Below are 19,570 nucleotides of genomic sequence, written 5' to 3' on the forward strand. Positions count from 1 at the left end.
AGGACTATGAGCGTTATATGTAAGTAGGAGTGTCAAAACGCGTCTGGAATGGTTTACTGCCAGTGACGCAAGCGCCGGGAAGCGCACAGCGTCATGCGGGACCTTTCACTGGAGATAAGACACCATGACAGCCATATCCATAGACGCGGACATAAAAGCCAAGTGGCCTCAAGGCCAATGCTCGCACAGCCCGGGAAACCCGGAAGAGTTGATGATCATTGCAGTCGATCTGCTGATCAAGGAACTGGGCACCGAGGGTGCCCGCGCCTTTGTCACTCAGGTATTGAGCCGGTACGGGGCAGCGAAACTGCCTGCCTGATACCGATCATCAAGACGGCATGATCACTTCAATCGCGCCAGACGCTCGGTCAGCAGATCGAAGAAGCCCTGAGCGTCGCCATTTTCGACCCAGAACACATTCTGCGGCTGCTTGAGGGTGCCGTACCAGTCAGCGACGGTCTGACCAAAGCCGATGCCTTCACGCGTGTCTATCGCGACATTGATTTGCCGACCGGTAAACAGCTCAGGCTTGAGCAACCAGGCAATGACACTGGCGTCGTGAACCGGGCCACCGGGCAACCCATAGTGTTCCATGTCCAGCTTCACGTATTCATTGAGAATCCCGTCCACCAGCTTGCCGGCGTTGTTGTTCAACGCGGCGATCTGCTTGAGTCGTTGTTCGCTGGTGAGGATCTTGTGGGTCACGTCCAGCGGCACGTAAGTCAGCTTCACGCCACTGGCCAGAACGATCTGCGCGGCATGCGGGTCAGCGAACAGATTGAATTCGGCAGCCGGGGTAATATTACCCCCATTGAAATGCGCACCGCCCATGACCACCACTTCCTTGATGCCCTGAGTAATCTCGGGAGCCTGCGCCAATGCCAGCGCAAGGTTGGTCTGCGGACCGAGCATGGCGATGGTGATGCTGTGTGGCTTGGCCTTGCTCAGCGTGCGGATCAGGTAGTCGACCGCATTGCCTTCGGCCAGGCCCTTGGCGGGCTCATGGATAGGCACGCCTGGCAGACCTTCCTGGCCGTGGACATTCTCGGCATAGATCGGCGTGCGCACCAATGGCTTGGGCGCTCCGGCATACACAGGCACTTCCTCACGCCCGGCCCACTCGCGCGCCAGCCTGGCATTGCGTGATGTCTTGTCCAGCCGCACGTTGCCGGCAACGGTCGTGATGGCCATCACGTTCAGCTCTTGCGGAGAAGCCAGCGCCAGTAGCAGCGCGACGACATCGTCCGCGCCCGGGTCGGTATCGATGATCAGGTCACGCTTTTCTGCTGCCTGCACAGCAGCGGTACTCAGGATGGACAACAGCAATGCTCCCCGAATTAACTGCCTGGAAAACTGTATCAACTTCATATGAAACTCCCTTTCTTGAATAGTTAAAACACCACTCCGGACACCAGCGCCAGATTACTGTACGGCTGACACTCTCCAGTGCGAATGATCGCCTTGGCTGTGCGGCTCAAGGCTTTCAGGTCTTCATGACTGATCCAGCGTTGCTGACCCAGTTGATCATCTAGGTTGAGGCTTTCGATGATCTGCAGGGCGGGCGGCTTGATCTCCGCCATTTCACTGGCCAGAACATGGCTTTCGACCTGCATTTCGCTCAGCACGACATCCAGCACACTGACGAAATCCGGCACACCACGGGTGAGCGCCAGGTCAATCAGCTCGACACCCGGCGGCACCGGCATTCCGGCGTCTACGATCATCAGGATGTCGCCATGCCCCAGCGAAGCGATCACACGGGACAAGGCAATATTGAGTAGCGGTGTTTTTTTCATAACGACATGAATTCCTTTACTTCCCCTAACGTCGGGATGGACGGCTGTGCACCCGCTCGGGTGACAGAGATGGCAGCCGCCGCCTGGCCAAACAGAATGGCCTGCGGCTCACTCTGCCCGGCTGCCAGCGCGGCTGCGAAACCGCCGACAAAGGTATCACCTGCGGCGGTGGTGTCCACGGCCCGCACGCGACGTGCGTCAATATGCTGCACACCGTCGGCGCTGGCAAACAACGTTCCACGCTCGCCAAGGGTAATGATGACGTTGCGCGCACCGGCCGCCAGCATCGTCGCGGCAGCTTTTTCGGCAGCTGCGGGCGAATCGACCGTCACGCCGGTAAGGGTCTGCGCTTCGCTTTCGTTGGGGATCAGATAATCGATCAGCCCGTACCAGTTCTCGGGCAGCGGCTCACTGGCGGGCGCTGGATTGAGAATCACGGTCTTGCCCAGTGCGTGAGCACGGGTCAGGGTATGGAAAACGGTTTCGGTCGGCACTTCCAGCTGGCAGATAACAATCTCGGAACCTGCCAGAAGTGCGTCGAAACGCTCGATCAGCGCAGGCGTCAGGCGACCGTTGCCGCCTGCCACGATCACAATTGCATTCTGACTGTTGGCGTCGACTACGATCGAAGCGATCCCGGTAGAGACGCCTTCCACGACCGTAACGGCCTGGCAGTCAATGCTCTCGGCCAGCAACGCGGCACGCAGGTGCTCTCCATAGGCGTCGGCTCCCACGCAACCGATCATTGCCACACCAGCACCCAGGCGCGCAGCCGCAACGGCCTGATTGGCCCCTTTGCCGCCGGGCACAGTATCGAACGTTTCCCCGCTGAGTGTTTCGCCGGGGCGCGGCAGGCGTTGGGCGCGGATCACCAGATCCATGTTCAGACTGCCCACTATCACTATTTTTGCTTGCATGGCTTATTTACTCATTACTGGGCGTGCGCATCATTCATGGGACGGCGCGCTTGGCGGCGCCGTGGACTCACGCACTACAAGACAAGGCTTTACAAGTCGTTTCTCGACAGCTGCGCCGGGCGGAGCGGCGATTCTGCATAACAGCATCTCGGCTGCGGTTTCACCCAACTGCATGATCGACTGCCCCACGGTGGTCAGCGCCGGATAGACGTAACGACTCATCTGAATATCATCGAAACCGATTACCGACAGGTCCTGAGGCACACGAATCGAACGCTCGGCGGCAGCACGCAGCACACCGATGGCGATGACGTCGTTGCCGGCAAAGATGGCTGTCGGCGCATGTCCGGTCAAAAGCCGGACCGCCGCTTCGTGGCCGGCCGAACTGGTGAACTCGCTGTGTACTGCCCAACCCTCACAGACTTCCAGAGAGGCCTGCTGCATGGCCCGCCGATAACCTGCCAGGCGCATTCCAGCGACCATGCTTTCGTCAGGGCCGCCGATGCAGGCAATATGCCGATGCCCGAGGTCCAGCAAATGCCGGGTCGCCAGATAGGCGCCCTGCTCGTGATCGATGCGCACCATGTCGGCATCGATGCCTTCAAGTTCGCGGTCGACGATCACCAGTGGAGTCCGTACATCGGTCAGGCCAGAAGTAATACTGGCATCACCTGCCACTGACGAGACAATCAGACCGTCCACTCGCTTTTCCAGGAGCACGCGCAAGTAGCTGCGTTGTTTTTCCGGGTTGTCATCGGAGTTGCAGAGGATCACGCAAAAGCCGTTGCGCTCGCAATAATCCTCTATACCCCTGGCCAGCTCGGCAAAATACGGATTCATTCCGTTAGGAATCAGCAGACCGATGGTGGACGTGGTCTTGGCCTTCAACGACCGCGCAACCGCACTGGGAACGTAGCCCAGTTGCGCGATGGCGGCCTCGACCTTGAGCCGGACCGGCTCGCTCACCGGCCGGGTCTTGTTCACCACGTGAGAAACCGTGGTGTACGAGATCCCTGCCAGCGCCGCTACATCCTTGATGGTGGCCATATCATCCCTGGCGCCGTGCCCGGTGGCTGCGGTAGGTGTCCAGCACCACAGCGATCACGATGACCGCGCCGGTGATGATGCGCTTGGTCGGTTCGGTCGCCCCGATCTGCGCCAGGCCTGCAGCCAGCACCGAGATGATCAGCACGCCGAAGAACGTGCTGATGATCGAACCACGACCGCCCATCAAACTGGTGCCACCGATCACCACGGCAGCGATGACTTGCAGTTCAAGGCCGACGCCGGCATTCGGGTCTGCTGCTTCCAGTCGCGATATCTGAAACAGCGCCGCCACACCGGCCAGCATGCCCATCAGCGAAAACACCAGAATCTTGTAGGGTTTGGGATTGATGCCTGCCAGACGCACCGCTTCTTCATTGGTGCCGATACCGATCAGGTAGCGACCAAAAACCGTGCGGGTCAGCACTGCCTGAGCAATGAAGATGACCAACAGCGCAATGATGAACGACGGGGCGATACCGAAAGCAATCGGATCGGACAACCACGCGAATGAATCGCCGATATAGGCCGTGCGTGAATTGGTCATCTGGTAAGCCGCACCGCGGGCCATTTCCAGCACGCCAAGGGACACGATGAACGAAGGAATACGCCACGCCACGGTGATAGAACCAGTGATCGTGCCGGCCAGGGTCGCGCAGGCAATGCCCAGCAGTGCAGCCGGAAACACGCTCCAGCCCCACCCCAGGATAGCCACACTGACCGCCGATGCAGCCAGCGCCAGTACCGAACCGACCGACAGGTCGATGCCACCGATGATGAGAATCAGTGTCATGCCGACAGACAGCACCATCAGGTCAGGGATCTGATTGGCCAGCATGCTGAACGTCTGATACGACAGGAAGTGATCGCTGAGAATGGAAAACAGCACAATCATGACCAGCAATGCGCCAGCCAGGCCTATATAGGTTCCAAGGCCGAAATAATTGCCGCCGCGGCGGGCCGGCACTGTCAGCGTCGGGGAAGGCGTATTTTTCATGAGTCGTTCCTGGGCGCTGCATCATTGAGCAGCGCATCACGTTTCTGATAACCGGCAAAGGCAGCGGCAAGCAATTGGTCCTGGGTCCAGCTATCACGTTCGAACGTGTCGATCAGGCGGCCGGCCGACAACACGCCGATACGGTCGCAGATCAGCATCAGTTCGCGCAGATCGCTGGACACCACTACCAGCGCCCTGCCCTGACGGGTCAATTCAGCGAGTAGTGCGTAAATATCGAACTTGGCGCCGATATCGATGCCGCGGGTCGGTTCATCGAACAGCATTACCGGGCAATCACGCTCCAGCCAGCGACCGATCACGACCTTCTGCTGATTACCACCCGACAGTTCGGACACCAGTTGGGTCGGGCTTGAGCTGCGAATGCGCATGGCCGCGACTTGTCGCTGTGCCAGCTTCAGCTCTTCATCAGCATTCACCAGGCCTGCACGAGAGATGGAGTGCATGTTGCCCAAGGCGATGTTGGCGCTGATGGATTGCGACATCAGCAGGCCTTCGCTCTTGCGGTCCTCGGTGATCAGGGCAATGCCGTGCTCGACGGCATCAGATGGCGAGCGAATGGCGACCTTTTGCAACGGCTGGCCGACTTCGATTGCACCGCTGTCGGCAACGTCAGCGCCATAGATCAGACGCAGCAGTTCGGTTCGCCCGGCACCGATCAGCCCGGAAATACCGAAAATCTCACCGCGTCGCACGTCGAACGATACATCTTCGACTTTGCCGACACGGCTGAGCCCCTTGACCGACAGCGCCACTTCGCCAATCTGCCGAGCCCCCATGTCTATGTGTTCGCCCAGCTCGCGGCCAACCATCAAAGTGACCAGTTGTTCACTGTTGTAGCGAGCGATGGGCTCGACGCACACCAGTTTTCCGTCACGCAGCACCGCAATGCGCTGGGAAACCCTGGCGAGCTCTTCGAGGCGGTGGGAGATATAGATAATCGAGACACCGCGAGCCTGCAGACGCGTGATCTGCTCAAAGAGCATCTCTACCTCACGCGAGGTGAGCATGGCAGTGGGTTCGTCAAGGATCAGAACGTGGCAGTCGCCGATCAGGTTGCGGGCAATTTCAACCATCTGCTGATGGCCGATACCCAGCTCACCCACCAGCGTATCGGGATCAATTGCGTCCAGCCCTACCTGGGCCATTGCCTTGATCGCGTTTTCGCGCAGGCGCTTGCGGTCGATCCAGCCAGCGCGGCGCGGCAGATTATCAAGAAACAGGTTTTCGGCAACGGTCAGGGTCGGCAGCAGGTTCAACTCCTGCATGACCATCCGCACACCAAGTTTTTCTGCCTGGGTGCGATTCGTCGGTGCGTAAGGCTGCCCTTGATACTCCATGTGCCCGGTGGTCGGCGTAACCAGCCCACCGATGATTTTCGACAGGGTGCTTTTACCGGCACCGTTTTCCCCGGTCAGGGCCAACACTTCACCCCGCATGAGCGTCAGGTCGACGTCACCGAGTACGGGTTGCGCGTAGGTTTTACCGATGCCACTGACCGAAAGAACAGCTGTCTGAGCAGACGCTGACATACATTTCTCCCGGCGCCCGCCTGTTCAGGGACGGACGCCTTTTTTACGCGGCGTGGATCAAGGTTGGGTAACGAGTTCTACAGGCGTTTCTATAACGCCTTTCTCGTTGGTGTCGACCTTCTCGCCCTTGACCAGTTTGAGCGCAGCTTCGATGCCGAAGACAGCCTGCTTGGCGGCAAACTGATCAGCCGTGGCCAGAATACGACCATCCTTGAGCATCGGCTTGATTGCATTGATGTTGTCGTAGCCCACAACCATGACCTTGCCAGCCTTGCCTGCCGCACGCACGGCAGAGACCGCACCCAACGCCATGCTGTCGTTACCGGCCAGCAAAGCCTTCAGGTTCGGGTATTCGTTAAGCATCGCAGAGGCGACCGCGTTGCCCTTGTCGATTTCCCAGTTGCCGGACTGCGTGGACACTACTTTCATTTGCGCCTTATCCATGGCGTCCTTGAACCCGGCGGTACGCTGCTGGGCGTTGGTGGTGGTCGACACGCCTTCGATGATGCCCACCTCATCGCCCGCGGTCAGTTTTTTAGCCAGGTAATCGCCTACCAGCTCAGCACCCTTGCGGTTGTCAGGCCCTACGAACGGGATTTGCAGCTGCTTGCTTTTGAGCACGTCAGGGTCGAGCTGGTTGTCGATGTTGACGACTTTGATACCGGCATCCGTGGCTTTCTTGAGCACTGGGACCAGTGCCTTGGAGTCGGCAGGCGCGATCACCAGTGCATCAACCCTGGAAACAATCATCTGTTCGACGATGCGGATCTGGGCAGAAGTATCGGACTCGTCCTTGATCCCGTTGGAGACCAGATCGAATTCGTTGGCGTGTTCTTTCTGGTAGGCCTTTGCGCCGTCTTCCATGGTCAGGAAAAATTCGTTAGCCAGTGATTTCATGACCAGCGCGACCTTGGGTTTTTCCGGGGTCTGGGCAAATGCAGCAGAGAGGGGCATTACCGCCGTAACGGCAGCAAACATGGCGACAGCGAGAAGGCGTCCAGCGAATGGCAGCTTCATGAGTTCATCTCCGATCTTGTGATTATTTTTCGGGCGAACGACGCAGAGCCGACGCCAGGCATCGACACGCAAACGTTTGCGAGGAGCGAACTATGAAAAAAGCCGCAGACTTTGTCAATCCACTGAAAATGAAATCTGTCTGACTGATCGCGCCTCGTGCCGAACGAGAGCGATCAGCCTTACTGTATGCCTGACAGGCTCAATCAGTTTTCTGGCCTGACCGTAGCGACGTCGTCAGCCTTTATACGGATTGTCTTGCCGGAAATGTCCTCAAACTCATAAAAACCGTCCCGCGTCTTTGTTTTGGGCATGTCTTTGGTCACATACTGCGTACCGTTCTGCAGTGTGACGACAGAGGGTGTGGAGCACCCTGCCAACACCAAGGCTGCCGCAGCCAGCAGCGGGAATGTGAGTGACTTGATATTCATGCGTAACTCCTCATGTTTTATGAAATGTTCTCAAGACGAGCAGTGTGCCACTTCAGGCACTTTATCTTACATAGGAGTTGCGAAAGATCCGACACTGAAATACTGTATGCCCGTACAGCAACTTCAGGGACTTTTTCCGTGGCAAGACAAACCGCAGCGACCCCCTCCACTCCCGGCCCCTACGAGCGCATGGGTATACGGGTACAGAAGATCATCAACTCGCCGACTGCGCAAAAATCCAGGGCCGCCCTGCTTTTTCGTCAGCCTGACGAGTCGGAAGACGACTGGGCGCAGATCCTTGAAGAAATAGCCGAAAACGATAATGTCACCCTCGCCTGGCGCGATGATGGTGGCGTACAGATATTCTGGACATTGCCGAAGGAAGATTGACGGCATGGCGTTTAGATTCTCTACCCTGTTTTGCACCACCCTGCTCATCAGCGCTTCATTCACAGCCCAGGCCGACGCCCCGCGCACCTTCAGCGAAGCGAAAAAAGTCGCCTGGGGCCTGTACGCTCCGCAATCGACCGAGTTTTATTGTGGTTGCAAATACTCCGGCAAGCGGGTTGACCTCGCCGGCTGTGGCTATGTTCCGCGCAAGAGCGCCAAGCGCGCCAGCCGAATTGAATGGGAGCATATCGTGCCTGCCTGGCAGATCGGCCACCTGCGTCAATGCTGGCAAAACGGCGGACGCAAGAATTGCACAAAAAATGACGCTGTCTACAAACGTGCCGAAGCCGATCTGCACAACCTGGTGCCCAGCATTGGCGAAGTAAACGGCGACCGTAGCAACTTCAGTTTTGGCTGGGTTCCCGAGAAAAAGGGTCAGTATGGCTCATGCCTGACCCAAGTGGATTTCAAGGCCAAAAAGGTCATGCCCAGGCCGTCGATACGCGGCATGATCGCTCGCACCTATTTCTACATGAGCAAGCAATACAACCTGCGCTTGTCTCGTCAGGATCGACAGCTGTATGAGGCCTGGGACAAGACCTATCCTCCTCAGGTATGGGAGCGTCAACGCAACCAGCAAGTTGCCTGTGTCATGGGACGCGGTAACGACTTTGTCGGGCCGGTTGATTTGAAGTCATGTAAATAGGCGAAATGCTGGCTAAACACGCCCACAAAGATGATCCCGAGCGCAAAGGCAATTCATTTGAATAGGCGCTCGGGCCACTCATCGGACAACTGTTAACTTGAACATTGAGCTCGACGCTTTTCGTCCTAAGCTACAAGAGCGTGGTGTTCGGCTGAAAGAGTTTTCTCATTCTGGCTATGCCATCGACAGTTCCATCCAATATGGCGCAACACCTACCTTCAGGCAGCGAACGATGATTCATCAAATGGAATTTGAAATCCATTACCAGTTTAATGGAGAGCCACGATCCTTCCTGCATCAGACAAGGCAACTCTGTCAAAATGACGCACTGCATTGTGCGACGCTGCATGCGGGCGTCGGGACGGTCAGTGGCAATATATCTGCAGGCCCGTTGCGCATTGCCACCTTGCAAGCCGAAAGCCTCGGCATCACGCAAGTGCGCTGGAAGAGGTCGACGCTGGAGTATTGATCACTTCTGTCAGCCAAAAATAATGGCCTTAAAAGGCCATTATTCATGCGTGCAACTCGACGCCTCCAAGCAGGCTAGATGGCAGGGTAATCGCCCGTCCCGTCAGGCCAGGGTGTCAGCAATTCAAAACCGTTAGAGGTCACTGCGACCATGTGCTCCCACTGCGCAGACAGCGAAAGATCGCTGGTGAGAACGGTCCAGCCGTCCGCCAGCGTTTTGGTGCCTGCCTTGCCGGCATTGATCATTGGCTCGATGGTGAACACCATGCCCTCTTTCAGTCTCAAACCTTTGCCCTGAGTGCCGTAATGCAGAATCTGCGGCTCTTCGTGGTACTTGCGGCCAATGCCATGCCCGCAATATTCGCGAACCACGCTGAAGCCTTCACGGTGTGCGACGCTCTGGATGGCATAACCGATGTCCCCCAGCGTTGCACCTGGACGAACCGCGTGAATACCCGCGCGGGTCGCCTCATAGGTCGTCTCGACGAGACGCTTTGCCAGAGGGCTGACCTCACCCACCAGATACATGCGGCTGGTATCGCCGTACCAGCCGTCCTTGATGACTGCGACGTCGATATTGACGATGTCGCCATCCTTCAGAATATCCTTGGCCGAGGGTATGCCGTGACAGACCACAGCATTGGGTGAGATGCAGGTGGTTTTGGTGAAGCCGTGATAGCCAACATTCGCAGGGATCACTTTCAGCTCTTTGACGATGTACTCGTTGCAGATGTCATCGAGCGCTTCAGTGCTGACACCCGCCTTGACGTAAGGCGTGATCATCGCAAGTACATCGGCCGCCAGCCTTCCGGCTATACGCAACTGCACGAGGTCCCGTTCGGTCTTGATGCCGATAGCACTGCTCATGAGGCTGCCTTGGAACGGCGCGAGTCGGAGAGCTCTGAAACATTGAAGGCAGAAGTCGTCAATACAGTGTCACCTGTGTTTTCGATGCGAATCAGCATCTGGCAGATTTCGCTGTAATCGAGTGCGGGATGCAGTTCAGCGAGCATGCCGATACGCATCCAGTGCTCCGCCTGCGCATTGATGGATCGGCTGAGCGCGACACTGGCAGAGCGCAGATTGGCGTGCATGTGTTCAGAAATTTTTACCAGGCCCATGTTTCACCTCAAATTGAATATATGAATCATATACGCTTCATATACTCATGATCAACACGGGACTTGCCGCGACCGAAAGCTGACAACCTATTCCATTGTACCAATCTGCCGATAATCGGACCCGGAACGGGCAGCTGCGATGGCGATCGAAACCTCGGGCTCGTAGGCATTGAACTGGCGCAACGCAGCTGCCAGCCTCAGGAAATCTTCTCGCTGCATTTCGTTCATTGCAGAGAGCGTGCGATGGGGTTGGGCAACCTGGCTTTGTACTGAGTCAAGGGACATGACAGACCTCATTCATTCTTTACTGTTCATGCATACAGTATTTAGATAAACGCCCTTGCACAAGACTCATCGCGACGAATGGTCAGCGAATGTGTAACTCGCTCACTTGCCTGCCAGCCCTTGCAACCGTTCGAGATCAGCCTGGCTAACAGGAATTCCCTGGGCCATGGAGCGTGCCCGCTCAAGGTAACGTCGATCACCCGGTAGACGCTCTTGCCCTGCCCCATGAAGCTGTCGCACCAACTCTTCGCTGCGCTCGGCAAAGTGCTGACCGCTGCCTTTGTCGGGGTCAATGACGATAAGCAGCTGGCCTGTCCAGGGTGTTTGCGCACCGGGATGCGCCGACCAGTCGAATTCGAACGAGAAGTTGCCACCCGTAAGCCCTGCCGCCAGCAGCTCGACCATCATCGACAGCGCAGACCCCTTGTGCCCGCCAAAAGGTAAAAGCGCACCGCCATCGAGAATGGCGCGAGGGTCGCGGGTGGCTAATCCGGCGTGATCGACCCCCATCCCTTCGGGCAGCAATCGCCCCTCACGAGCGGCTATCTGAACATCGCCGTGGGCAATGGCGCTGGTTGCCAGGTCAAAGACGATCGGATTGCCACCGGCACGCGGCGCCGCGAAGGCAATAGGGTTGGTGCCGAACAAGGGTTGACGCGCAGCGTGAGGCACGACACAGGTCATGCTGTTGACCATGCTCAAGGCAATCAGATTTTGCTCGGCAAAAGGCTCGACATCCGGCCACAACGCCGCAAAATGGTGAGAGTTGCGAATTGCCAGGATTGCAATTCCGGCATTGCGCGCCTTGTCGATCAGCAACGATCTGGCCGCCGCCAGCGCCGGCTGGGCAAAGCCATTGCCGGCGTCGACCCTCACGAAGGCGGTCGCCACATCCTCGACAACCGGTACGGCCTTGCCGTCCACCCAGCCGCTGGCCAGCGAAGACAGGTAGCCGGGGATTCGAAAGATGCCGTGGCTGTGCGAGCCATCGCGCTGGGCACTGGCGCAGTTTTCAGCAAGCACTTGCGCCACCTGCGCCGATGTTCCGTGCGCCAGAAAGATGCGACGAAGCAGGTCCGTCAGTTGCAAAAACGAGACAGTTGAAGCGGGCTCGTCGGTTGTCATCGCTTGCATCTGTAGCTCCCGGCAAAGGCATTGAGGTGAGGTTCATATGACCGGAGAGTAGCGCTGACGATGCAGCACGGCCACTCCAATGCCCCAGCAGACAGTGCATGAGAGCCGCTTGCATTCACACGGAAATACATCGGGTGTCGATGAGTAATGGCCAGTGAATGTTCTCTCTCCATGAAATCCGAGGGTAGAATGCGCCAACGGTAACGGCCGGAGCGCCCATGAGCGACCCTCTCTTCAGCAAGGCAGAACACGATGCGATCACCGATGCGGCGGCGCATTGGTGCATGCGGCTGCACGCTGATGACTGCACGGACGCAGAACGAAAAGCCTTTGATCAGTGGCTGGTAGCGCATCCTTTGCATGCAGTCGAGTATCAGGCGATGAACGAGGTCTGGGACATTACCGGACAGATCGAGCCGCTCAACCCTGCGCCGATTGCCTCGATCGGGTCGGCGCAGGCTGGCCAGCCGGTTTCACGCTCCAGGCAACACCGCAAGCAACGCTGGACGCAGCGTGCAGCTGCGGCGGCAGTCATTGCACTGGCTGTGCCGGTTGCCAGTTACGTAGGCTGGTATGAGGGATGGTTGCCGGACAGCTATGAATCCTACAACGCCAGTGCCGCCACGCGCCTGGTGGTCCTCGCTGACGGCAGCCGCGCAGAGCTGAATCTGGGCACCGAACTCACCTATGCCAATTACCGCAATCGACGCGCCGTGACGCTGAAGAGTGGCGAGGCGTTTTTCGAAGTAAGCCACGACACCACACACCCGTTTGTGGTCGATGCTGGTCAAGGCAGCATCGAGGTCACAGGAACGCGCTTCAATGTATGGATGTATCAGGATCAAGTACGCGTCACGCTGGTCGAGGGCTCGGTTCAGGTCAACAGCGACCGCACGCACCCGGCTTCCAGCCATCATCTCGATCCTGGCATGCAAGCAAGCTACAAGGCGGGAGACGATACGCCTCTGATCAGCCAGACGCCTGCACAGGATGCGAGCCTGGCATGGCGCAATGGCAAGCTTATATTCAACGACCTGCCCCTCAGTCAGGCGCTGCCTCTGATCAACCGTTATCTGCAAACGCCTATTCTGCTGGCAGACAGCGCCACAGGGGCCATGCGTCTGGGCGGCAGCTACAACACCGACGACCTGTCGAACTTGCTAAGTTCTTTGCCCAAAGTGCTGCCGCTCTATGTGACCCGCAACCAAAACGGCAATCCGGTGCTCAACCGCCGTGTGTTCGACGCCCCGAAGGGCTGATCTCAGGCAGAGCCTCCCAACGTTCTCTGAACAACCGGATGAATCGCCTGCGTGGCCCGCCAGTCTTCATCTAACCTGACCCCACCAAACGACGCAGCATGTAGGCGGACGTCTGCGCAGAAACTTTTTCATCCGAAAACTGAGGTTTTGCCGTGCTCGTTCGTCTTAGTAACTGAGATTGTTTAAAAGGCCTGAAAAGGAGTTTGTGGATGTTCAATCGCCAAGGAATCACTACTCGCACCCTGCTGCGGCAAACAGCGCTGGCTGCGCAGTCACAGTCACAGTCACAGTCACCTGCCCTGGAGGCCGAACGGCCCGGCAATGAGCACATCCGGACCTTGCTGAAAAGCTTCGGCCTGCGCACCAGTCTGGTCAGGCTCAAGGTGCTGGATGCGCTTCTGGTGTCGAGCGAAGAAGGTCAGCCGCTGGGGGTACGGGGTGTACACAGCCAGTTATTGAGACTTGATGTACCGCTCTCGTTTCTAAGTGTGCGCGAGGTGCTGAAGCGCTTGTGCGACGAAGGCGTGATCAACCTCAATGATGACAAGACCTATAGCCTGCATCCTCGCGCCAGGGAATGGCTGGGCGAAGCGAAGGATTCCGGGCGATAAACGGGTCTGCCCTGCCCTGATCGCTTGCCACAGAACCTAACGCTTTACCTTGCGACGCATGATCCCGTTGAGGATCACGACCAGTACCGCCACGCTGATTGCGATGTACTGAAAGGTCTTTTCGGTGATAGCACCGGTGTTCTGCAGATGCGACAAGCCAAGCATGATCGCCAGAACGCCAAGGGCGATCAGAATCGAGTAAATCAAACGCTGTTTGTTGGTCATAACAGTTTCCTTGAAGCTCATGAACGGGCAGTTGGCGCCGCTTGTTTGCGCGCATAGCTTACGCCGATGCACGACGAATCGCATCGCCCGCCGTCCCTGCCTCCTCTCTTGCAACCGATCCTGCGCCTTCCTGTCCTTCTTTCATCAACGGCATTGATTACTGTCATGCTGCGATGAGCATTGCCGTGTAAAACTCACATGTTTTAATACCGCCCTGTTTCAATACTGTGTCCAATCATTACCAAGGAGTTTTACATGCCGCATGAAGGCAGCCTGCTACAGGCCGCAGTGGTGTTTCTGCTCGCGGCGGTGCTGACCGTGCCGCTTGCCAAGCGCCTGAAGCTGGGCGCGGTCATCGGCTATCTGTTCGCCGGCGTGATCATCGGCCCGTCGGTGCTGGGGCTGATCGGCGACACCGAGAGCGTCAGTCACATCTCCGAACTCGGCGTGGTGTTGCTGTTGTTCATCATTGGCCTGGAGCTTTCGCCCAAGCGTTTGTGGGTCATGCGCAAATCAGTGTTCGGCGTCGGTATGGCGCAGGTGCTGCTGACCGGTCTGGTAATCGGCGGAGTCGCGCTGTATGGCTTCGGCCAGCCGCTGAATACAGCGATTGTGCTGGGCCTGGGCCTCGCCCTGTCGTCCACCGCATTCGGTCTGCAAAGCCTGGCCGAGCGCAAGCAACTGAACAGCCCGCACGGTCGCATGGCGTTTGCCATTCTGCTGTTTCAGGACATTGCCGCGATCCCGCTGATCGCGATGGTGCCGTTTCTGGCCGGGGCCGATCATGCAATGGACACTGGCGAAAGCATCAATCATGGCCTGCGCGTGCTGGGCAGCATCGCCATTGTGGTGATCGGTGGGCGTTACCTGCTGCGCCCGGTGTTTCGCATTGTCGCCAAGACCAGGATTCAGGAGGTCTCTACTGCCACTGCCTTGCTGGTGGTGATGGGCACAGCATGGCTGATGGAGCTGGTGGGTGTTTCCATGGCCCTGGGTGCATTTCTCGCAGGCCTGTTGCTGGCCGATTCCGAATACCGGCACGAGCTGGAAGCGCAGATCGAACCGTTCAAGGGCCTGCTGCTGGGCCTGTTCTTCATCAGCGTCGGCATGGGAGCCAACATCGGCTTGTTGCTCAGTTCGCCTTTGGCAGTGCTGGGCCTGACGCTGTTGCTGATCGGCATCAAACTGCCAATGCTGTTCCTGATCGGTCGTACTGCAGGCGGCCTCGGCAGTCGCAGTGCGCTGCAATTGGGTCTGGTACTCGCCGCCGGGGGTGAGTTTGCCTTTGTGGTGTTCAAGATTGGCAGCGCGCAAGGGCTGTTCGAGGCGCAACTGTACGACATGCTGGTACTGACCATCACCTTGTCGATGGCAGTCACGCCACTGCTGTTCATTGCCCTGGCACGCTGGATCAAACCGAAAGCCAGGGTGGTGGACGTACCGGACGAATATCGCGACATCCAGACCGATAAACCCAGGGTCGTGATTGCCGGCATGGGCCGCATGGGACAGATTGTTGCGCGAATTCTGCGCGCGCAGAAAATCCCCTTCATTGCGCTGGACACCGCTGTGGAGTCGATCGAGTTTTCGCGTAGTTTCGGCAACGTGCCGGTGTTCTATGGCGACCCGCTGCGCCCGGAAATACTCCGCGCCGCCAAGGTCGGTGAAGCCGAGTACTTTGTCATCGCCACTGACGATCCGGATACCAACATCAAGACCGCCGAATTGATCCGCAAGCTCTATCCACACATGAAAATCATCGCCCGGGCACGCAACCGCCAGCACGTTCATCGGCTGATGGACATTGGCGCGCATGCTGTGCGCGAGACGTTCTATTCAAGCCTGGAAATGAGCCGTCAGACCTTGATGGGATTGGGCCTGACCGAGGCACAGGCTGATGCGCGCATCAGTCGCTTCAAGCGTCACGATGAACAGGTGCTGGCAGCCCAGCACGAGGTGTATGACGACGACGCCAAGGTGCTGCAGACCGCTCGCGAAGCCAGGGCCGACCTGGCGCAATTGTTCGAAGCTGATCGTCTGGACGAGGAAGCCGCGAAAGGCTGATGCACTGGCACCGGGCGTTCAGCGTCCGGCGCCGGGGTGGTTCAGGCGTAAGGACTGTCCCAATAGCGCTTGTACATGCCGAGCTTTTTCTTCAGGCCTCGGGGCAGCCGCCTTTCCTGCTTACTCAGCTTGTAAGCCAGCAGCTTCAGCGCATTGCGCACAAACGACATGGGCCACCAGAGAATGCGCCGGGGGCCGAGGAATTTCAGTTCGGACTTCACGTACCGCATGCCCTCGCCGCCGATGCCTCCGAACGTCTCGTAGATCCACGCCTCACGGGACTGAAACACGCCGATGTCGAAGTACCGACAGAACTCCTCGCGCAGGCTGTAATTGTGGGAGTGCCTACATACGGCAGAACCTTCGTAGGCAGCTTTCCAGCCATCGATCAGCATCCTGGCAGTGACGTACATGTCTTCGGAAAGGATCACATGCCGAGGGAAGCCCCCGATCGCCCGTAACGCTTCGCCCCGATAGGCTGCAAACGAATTGGACATGAATGGTGTCTTGATGCCCAGTGTGCGGGCATCGGCCAAGGTCTTGATCTGCGAAGTCGGCGGGTAGTTGAACAGCCTTGCATGCTGTGCGAGCAGGTTGGCGTTCTTGTGCGGCAATTGCCGGCCGCAGACCGCACCGACTTTCTGGTCAGCGAATGGCAGGAGGATATTGGCAATGGCATTGATGTCTTCGACGTAGGCGTCCTGGGTCATGTAGACATAGACGTCATAGTCGGGATGCAGATCGACCATCATCTGCCGGGTGCCGCCGTGATTGAAGTCCTTGCTGTCGATGCGCAGCACGTTGGCACATCGCGATTGCGCCAGCTCCAGAGTGCCGTCCGAAGAGCTGGAGTCGACGATCAGCGTGTCGAAGGTTGCAGTCTGCGTGGCCAGCGAATCCAGAAGCCGCTCCAGATCCTTGCGTCCATTGTAGGTCGGGATGACACAAGCCACTCTCAGTGACGCCATAACAATACTCCAGGGCGAAGTCCGGTTGCCCAATCTGTCAGCGTTGTTGAGAGTAGCTCATGCGCACCAGGCCCACCATTCGACGCACTCAGCCCAGCACTTCGCTCAATGGAATGAAATTGACCCAGTCGCCCTCGGCCACTGTCGTGCCTTCGCGCACCTCGATCAGGCCATCAGCCCACGCAGCGCTGCGCAGTACCCCGGAACTCTGGTTTCGGTAAGCCACGGCCTTGCCCTGCTCGAGACGACCACGCAGGTACTCGCGGCGATTGCCGGGGCGCGTCCAGATGAACCCGGCCGGCACAGGAAACTTCAGCGGTGCAACGTCCATCACACCCTGTCGACGCAGCAGGTAAGCGCGCGCCAGCAAAGCGAACGTCACCAGTGTGGACGCAGGATTGCCAGGCAGGCCAATCACCGGCACACCACGGAAATGACCGAAAGTCAGAGGTTTTCCAGGTTTGATCGCCAGTTTCCAGAGCGTCAGTTCGCCCTCTTCACGCAACGCATGACCCAGGAAGTCCGCTTCGCCCACCGACACACCGCCCGTGGAGAGAATCAGATCGACATCGTGCAGATTCGCCAGCGCAGTGCGGGTTTTCGGCAGATCGTCCGGCAGGATGCCTGCATCGACGACCTCGCATTCCAGGCGCGCCAGCCAGCTGCACAGCAACACCCGGTTGCTGTTGTAGATCTGCCCTGGCCCCAGCGGCTGACCAGACTCGATCAGCTCGTCGCCGGTGGACAGCACCGCTACCCGCACGCGACGAATCACGTCCAGTTCGGCCAGCCCCAGCGAGGCTGCCAACCCCAGCTCTATAGGCCCCAGCCGCGTACCCGCCGCCAGCACGGTATCGCCGACCAGGGTTTCCTGACCTTGCGGACGGATATTCTGCCCGGCCTTGAGAGGCTCGCTGAAGCGCACTCGATGATCGGCAAGCACCTCGGCGTTTTCCTGCATTTCGACGCAGTCAGCGCCCTCAGGCATCGGTGCGCCGGTGAAGATTCTTGCGCACGTGCCGGGGGCCAATGGCTCGGGGGCCTGACCGGCAAAAATGCGCTGGCTGACCACCAAAGGTTCTCCGCTCCAGTCCGCCTCACGCAGGGCATAGCCATCCATCGCACTGTTAGGCCACGGCGGCAGATCCAGCGTCGAGACCAGGTCCACCGCCAGCACCCGGCCCTCGGCATTGGCCAGCGACACGCGCTGACGTTCGGTTATCGGTGTGGCATCGGCCATCGCCAGCAATCGGGCGATGGCATCTTCAACCGGCAACAGGGCTTTTGGCTCGTTGATCATCGGCACTCAACCACGGGTTACGCAGGGTTCGGCCTGCTTGAGGTGTGGCACGAAATTGCACGGCCTGAAGCGCGAGTCCAGTTGTTCGGCCAGAATGCCGTCCCAGCCAGTACGCACAGCATTGGTCGAGCCCGGCAGGCAGCAGACCAGCGTGCCGTTGGACAGCCCGGCCAAGGCGCGAGACTGAATGGTCGAAGTGCCGATATCAGGCACTGAAATCTGCCGGAACAGCTCGCCAAAACCATCAACCTGCTTGTCCAGCAAGCAGCCCACGGCTTCGGGCGTGCTGTCTCGGCCGGTGAAGCCGGTGCCGCCGGTAATCAGCACGACTTGCACTTGATCATCGGCAATCCAGGTCGCTACCTGGGCGCGGATCTTGTACAGATCATCCTTGAGCAGCACGCGTTCGATCAGGCCATGACCGGCTTCGGTCAGACGATCGACAAACATCTGACCCGATGTATCGGTTTCACGGGTACGGGTATCGCTGACAGTCAGCACGGCGATATTCAGGGGTACGAAAGGTGTGTCAGCCTTGGCTTTCATGGCCTCATCCAGTTGTTAAGGAAACAGGCCGGTGTTATATCACAGCACTCCTTTTGACTGCCCGCCGAGTGTCTGATGAATGTCCGTGCCGCACTGCCTACCTGCTCTATCCTGCTGCTCGCCGGAGGACGCGGGCAGCGTATGGGTGGACGCGACAAGGGCCTGATCGAATGGCAGGGCAAGGCAATGATCGAGCACTTGCAGGGCCTGACCCGACCATTGACTGACGACTTGATCATCTCCTGCAACCGCAACATAGAGCGTTATGCGCAGTACGCCGATCAGGTCGTCGAGGATGACGACACCGACTTCAATGGCCCTCTCGCCGGGATTCGCGCTGCCCTGCCGCTTGCTCGCCACCAGTGGCTGCTGGTATTGCCCTGTGACGTACCTCGGATCGACGGGCCATTGCTGCAGGCGCTACGCGAAAAATCGCTCGAGCACCCGCAACGACCCGTAATGGTGCGTGAAGGTCAGCACTGGCAGCCGCTTTTATGTATCATCCCCATCGCTTGTGCCGCCACGCTGGAAGCCGCATGGCAAACCGGCGAACGCAGCCCACGGAGGGCAATGGAGTCACTGCAACCGGTTGCGGTGCAACTGGAAGCCGATGACCCGCGTCTGGCAAACCTGAACACTCCCTGTCTATTGGCAGGGATCAATGAACACCGCTGAAAGTGAGTGGTTATTGAGCTCTCGCACGGTGTATACGGAACTTGCGGACGGCATATACGTCTGAGAGTT

24 protein-coding genes are annotated in these 19,570 nt (G+C 58.3%); 8 read left to right on the plus strand and 16 right to left on the minus strand.

The window, feature by feature from the left end; translation table 11 throughout:
• Positions 1-124 precede the first annotated feature (124 nt).
• Positions 125-319 carry a hypothetical protein gene (locus tag I9H09_RS14755; RefSeq protein WP_005893462.1) on the plus strand — a complete coding sequence of 65 codons (195 nt, stop codon included), beginning with the start codon at positions 125-127 and terminating at the stop codon, positions 317-319.
• 23 nt (positions 320-342) lie between these two features.
• On the opposite strand, the gene I9H09_RS14760 is transcribed toward I9H09_RS14755, so the two are convergent.
• The 8 genes from I9H09_RS14760 to I9H09_RS14795 all read right to left on the minus strand — a co-directional run bounded on the left by I9H09_RS14760 (position 343) and on the right by I9H09_RS14795 (position 7,749).
• A complete protein-coding gene (locus I9H09_RS14760) occupies positions 343-1,368 on the minus strand; it encodes a nucleoside hydrolase (RefSeq protein WP_122347175.1) in 1,026 nt (341 codons plus the stop codon).
• Between the two features lie 23 nt (positions 1,369-1,391).
• On the minus strand, positions 1,392-1,796 hold the full coding sequence (gene rbsD, locus I9H09_RS14765; RefSeq protein ID WP_005893469.1) for a D-ribose pyranase: 405 nt from the start codon (positions 1,794-1,796) through the stop codon (positions 1,392-1,394).
• Positions 1,793-2,713 carry a ribokinase gene (gene rbsK, locus I9H09_RS14770; RefSeq protein ID WP_122313441.1) on the minus strand — a complete coding sequence of 307 codons (921 nt, stop codon included), beginning with the start codon at positions 2,711-2,713 and terminating at the stop codon, positions 1,793-1,795. The genes rbsD and rbsK overlap by 4 nt, the downstream gene beginning before the upstream one ends.
• Before the next feature lie 30 nt (positions 2,714-2,743).
• Complete coding sequence (locus I9H09_RS14775) at positions 2,744-3,760, minus strand: LacI family DNA-binding transcriptional regulator (protein ID WP_054991264.1); 1,017 nt, start codon at positions 3,758-3,760, stop codon at positions 2,744-2,746.
• Between the two features lies 1 nt (position 3,761).
• Complete coding sequence (locus I9H09_RS14780) at positions 3,762-4,754, minus strand: ABC transporter permease (protein ID WP_024669837.1); 993 nt, start codon at positions 4,752-4,754, stop codon at positions 3,762-3,764.
• Complete coding sequence (locus I9H09_RS14785) at positions 4,751-6,304, minus strand: sugar ABC transporter ATP-binding protein (protein ID WP_122323696.1); 1,554 nt, start codon at positions 6,302-6,304, stop codon at positions 4,751-4,753. Before I9H09_RS14785 ends, I9H09_RS14780 begins: the two co-directional genes overlap by 4 nt.
• Positions 6,305-6,361: 57 nt before the next feature.
• The gene (locus I9H09_RS14790) at positions 6,362-7,282 is read right to left on the minus strand and encodes a sugar ABC transporter substrate-binding protein (RefSeq protein ID WP_371903754.1); all 921 of its coding nucleotides are present in this window, start codon (positions 7,280-7,282) and stop codon (positions 6,362-6,364) included.
• A gap of 242 nt (positions 7,283-7,524) precedes the next feature.
• Positions 7,525-7,749, minus strand: coding sequence for a YgdI/YgdR family lipoprotein (locus I9H09_RS14795; RefSeq protein ID WP_005893482.1), 225 nt, complete (start codon positions 7,747-7,749; stop codon positions 7,525-7,527).
• 189 nt (positions 7,750-7,938) lie between these two features.
• On the opposite strand from I9H09_RS14795, the gene I9H09_RS14800 reads away from it, so the two are divergent.
• The 3 genes from I9H09_RS14800 (at position 7,939) to I9H09_RS14810 (ending at position 9,314) form a co-directional block, all read left to right on the plus strand.
• A complete protein-coding gene (locus I9H09_RS14800; RefSeq protein ID WP_005893485.1) occupies positions 7,939-8,139 on the plus strand; it encodes a DUF1654 domain-containing protein in 201 nt (66 codons plus the stop codon).
• A gap of 4 nt (positions 8,140-8,143) precedes the next feature.
• Positions 8,144-8,845, plus strand: coding sequence for an endonuclease (locus I9H09_RS14805; RefSeq protein WP_122323694.1), 702 nt, complete (start codon positions 8,144-8,146; stop codon positions 8,843-8,845).
• Between the two features lie 232 nt (positions 8,846-9,077).
• Positions 9,078-9,314 carry a DUF6555 family protein gene (locus tag I9H09_RS14810; protein WP_005893490.1) on the plus strand — a complete coding sequence of 79 codons (237 nt, stop codon included), beginning with the start codon at positions 9,078-9,080 and terminating at the stop codon, positions 9,312-9,314.
• 74 nt (positions 9,315-9,388) lie between these two features.
• Here I9H09_RS14810 and map read toward each other — a convergent pair whose 3' ends face one another.
• The 4 genes from map to I9H09_RS14830 all read right to left on the minus strand — a co-directional run bounded on the left by map (position 9,389) and on the right by I9H09_RS14830 (position 11,853).
• A complete protein-coding gene (gene map, locus I9H09_RS14815; protein ID WP_122347174.1) occupies positions 9,389-10,180 on the minus strand; it encodes a type I methionyl aminopeptidase in 792 nt (263 codons plus the stop codon).
• The gene (locus I9H09_RS14820; RefSeq protein WP_005893494.1) at positions 10,177-10,434 is read right to left on the minus strand and encodes a ParD-like family protein; all 258 of its coding nucleotides are present in this window, start codon (positions 10,432-10,434) and stop codon (positions 10,177-10,179) included. The genes map and I9H09_RS14820 overlap by 4 nt, the downstream gene beginning before the upstream one ends.
• Before the next feature lie 87 nt (positions 10,435-10,521).
• Positions 10,522-10,719, minus strand: a complete 198-nt coding sequence (locus I9H09_RS14825) for a hypothetical protein (RefSeq protein WP_005893496.1) — start codon at positions 10,717-10,719, stop codon at positions 10,522-10,524.
• Between the two features lie 102 nt (positions 10,720-10,821).
• Positions 10,822-11,853 carry an Ldh family oxidoreductase gene (locus I9H09_RS14830; RefSeq protein WP_122347173.1) on the minus strand — a complete coding sequence of 344 codons (1,032 nt, stop codon included), beginning with the start codon at positions 11,851-11,853 and terminating at the stop codon, positions 10,822-10,824.
• 218 nt (positions 11,854-12,071) lie between these two features.
• On the opposite strand from I9H09_RS14830, the gene I9H09_RS14835 reads away from it, so the two are divergent.
• A complete protein-coding gene (locus tag I9H09_RS14835; RefSeq protein WP_053932241.1) occupies positions 12,072-13,112 on the plus strand; it encodes a FecR family protein in 1,041 nt (346 codons plus the stop codon).
• 209 nt (positions 13,113-13,321) lie between these two features.
• Entirely contained in the window at positions 13,322-13,723 is a 402-nt protein-coding gene (locus tag I9H09_RS14840) for a Fe2+/Zn2+ uptake regulation protein (protein WP_236502386.1), read from the plus strand.
• A 36-nt stretch (positions 13,724-13,759) separates the two neighbouring features.
• Here I9H09_RS14840 and I9H09_RS14845 read toward each other — a convergent pair whose 3' ends face one another.
• The gene (locus I9H09_RS14845) at positions 13,760-13,948 is read right to left on the minus strand and encodes a hypothetical protein (RefSeq protein ID WP_003366968.1); all 189 of its coding nucleotides are present in this window, start codon (positions 13,946-13,948) and stop codon (positions 13,760-13,762) included.
• A gap of 255 nt (positions 13,949-14,203) precedes the next feature.
• Here I9H09_RS14845 and I9H09_RS14850 point away from each other — a divergent pair, with 255 nt between their 5' ends.
• A complete protein-coding gene (locus I9H09_RS14850) occupies positions 14,204-16,012 on the plus strand; it encodes a monovalent cation:proton antiporter-2 (CPA2) family protein (protein ID WP_024669832.1) in 1,809 nt (602 codons plus the stop codon).
• A 41-nt stretch (positions 16,013-16,053) separates the two neighbouring features.
• Here I9H09_RS14850 and I9H09_RS14855 read toward each other — a convergent pair whose 3' ends face one another.
• From I9H09_RS14855 to moaB, 3 genes are all read right to left on the minus strand, one after another.
• On the minus strand, positions 16,054-16,980 hold the full coding sequence (locus I9H09_RS14855; RefSeq protein WP_122347171.1) for a glycosyltransferase family 2 protein: 927 nt from the start codon (positions 16,978-16,980) through the stop codon (positions 16,054-16,056).
• 88 nt (positions 16,981-17,068) lie between these two features.
• Entirely contained in the window at positions 17,069-18,280 is a 1,212-nt protein-coding gene (locus I9H09_RS14860) for a molybdopterin molybdotransferase MoeA (protein WP_122323692.1), read from the minus strand.
• A 6-nt stretch (positions 18,281-18,286) separates the two neighbouring features.
• Positions 18,287-18,826 (minus strand): molybdenum cofactor biosynthesis protein B, encoded by a 540-nt coding sequence (gene moaB / locus I9H09_RS14865; RefSeq protein WP_122323691.1) that lies wholly within the window; start codon positions 18,824-18,826, stop codon positions 18,287-18,289.
• 75 nt (positions 18,827-18,901) lie between these two features.
• Between moaB and mobA the strand changes: the two genes are divergently transcribed.
• On the plus strand, positions 18,902-19,501 hold the full coding sequence (mobA, locus tag I9H09_RS14870) for a molybdenum cofactor guanylyltransferase MobA (RefSeq protein WP_122347170.1): 600 nt from the start codon (positions 18,902-18,904) through the stop codon (positions 19,499-19,501).
• The last annotated feature ends 69 nt before the right edge of the window (positions 19,502-19,570 follow it).

The organism is Pseudomonas tremae (assembly GCF_023278125.1).
GTDB classification, from domain to species: Bacteria; Pseudomonadota; Gammaproteobacteria; order Pseudomonadales; family Pseudomonadaceae; genus Aquipseudomonas; species Aquipseudomonas tremae.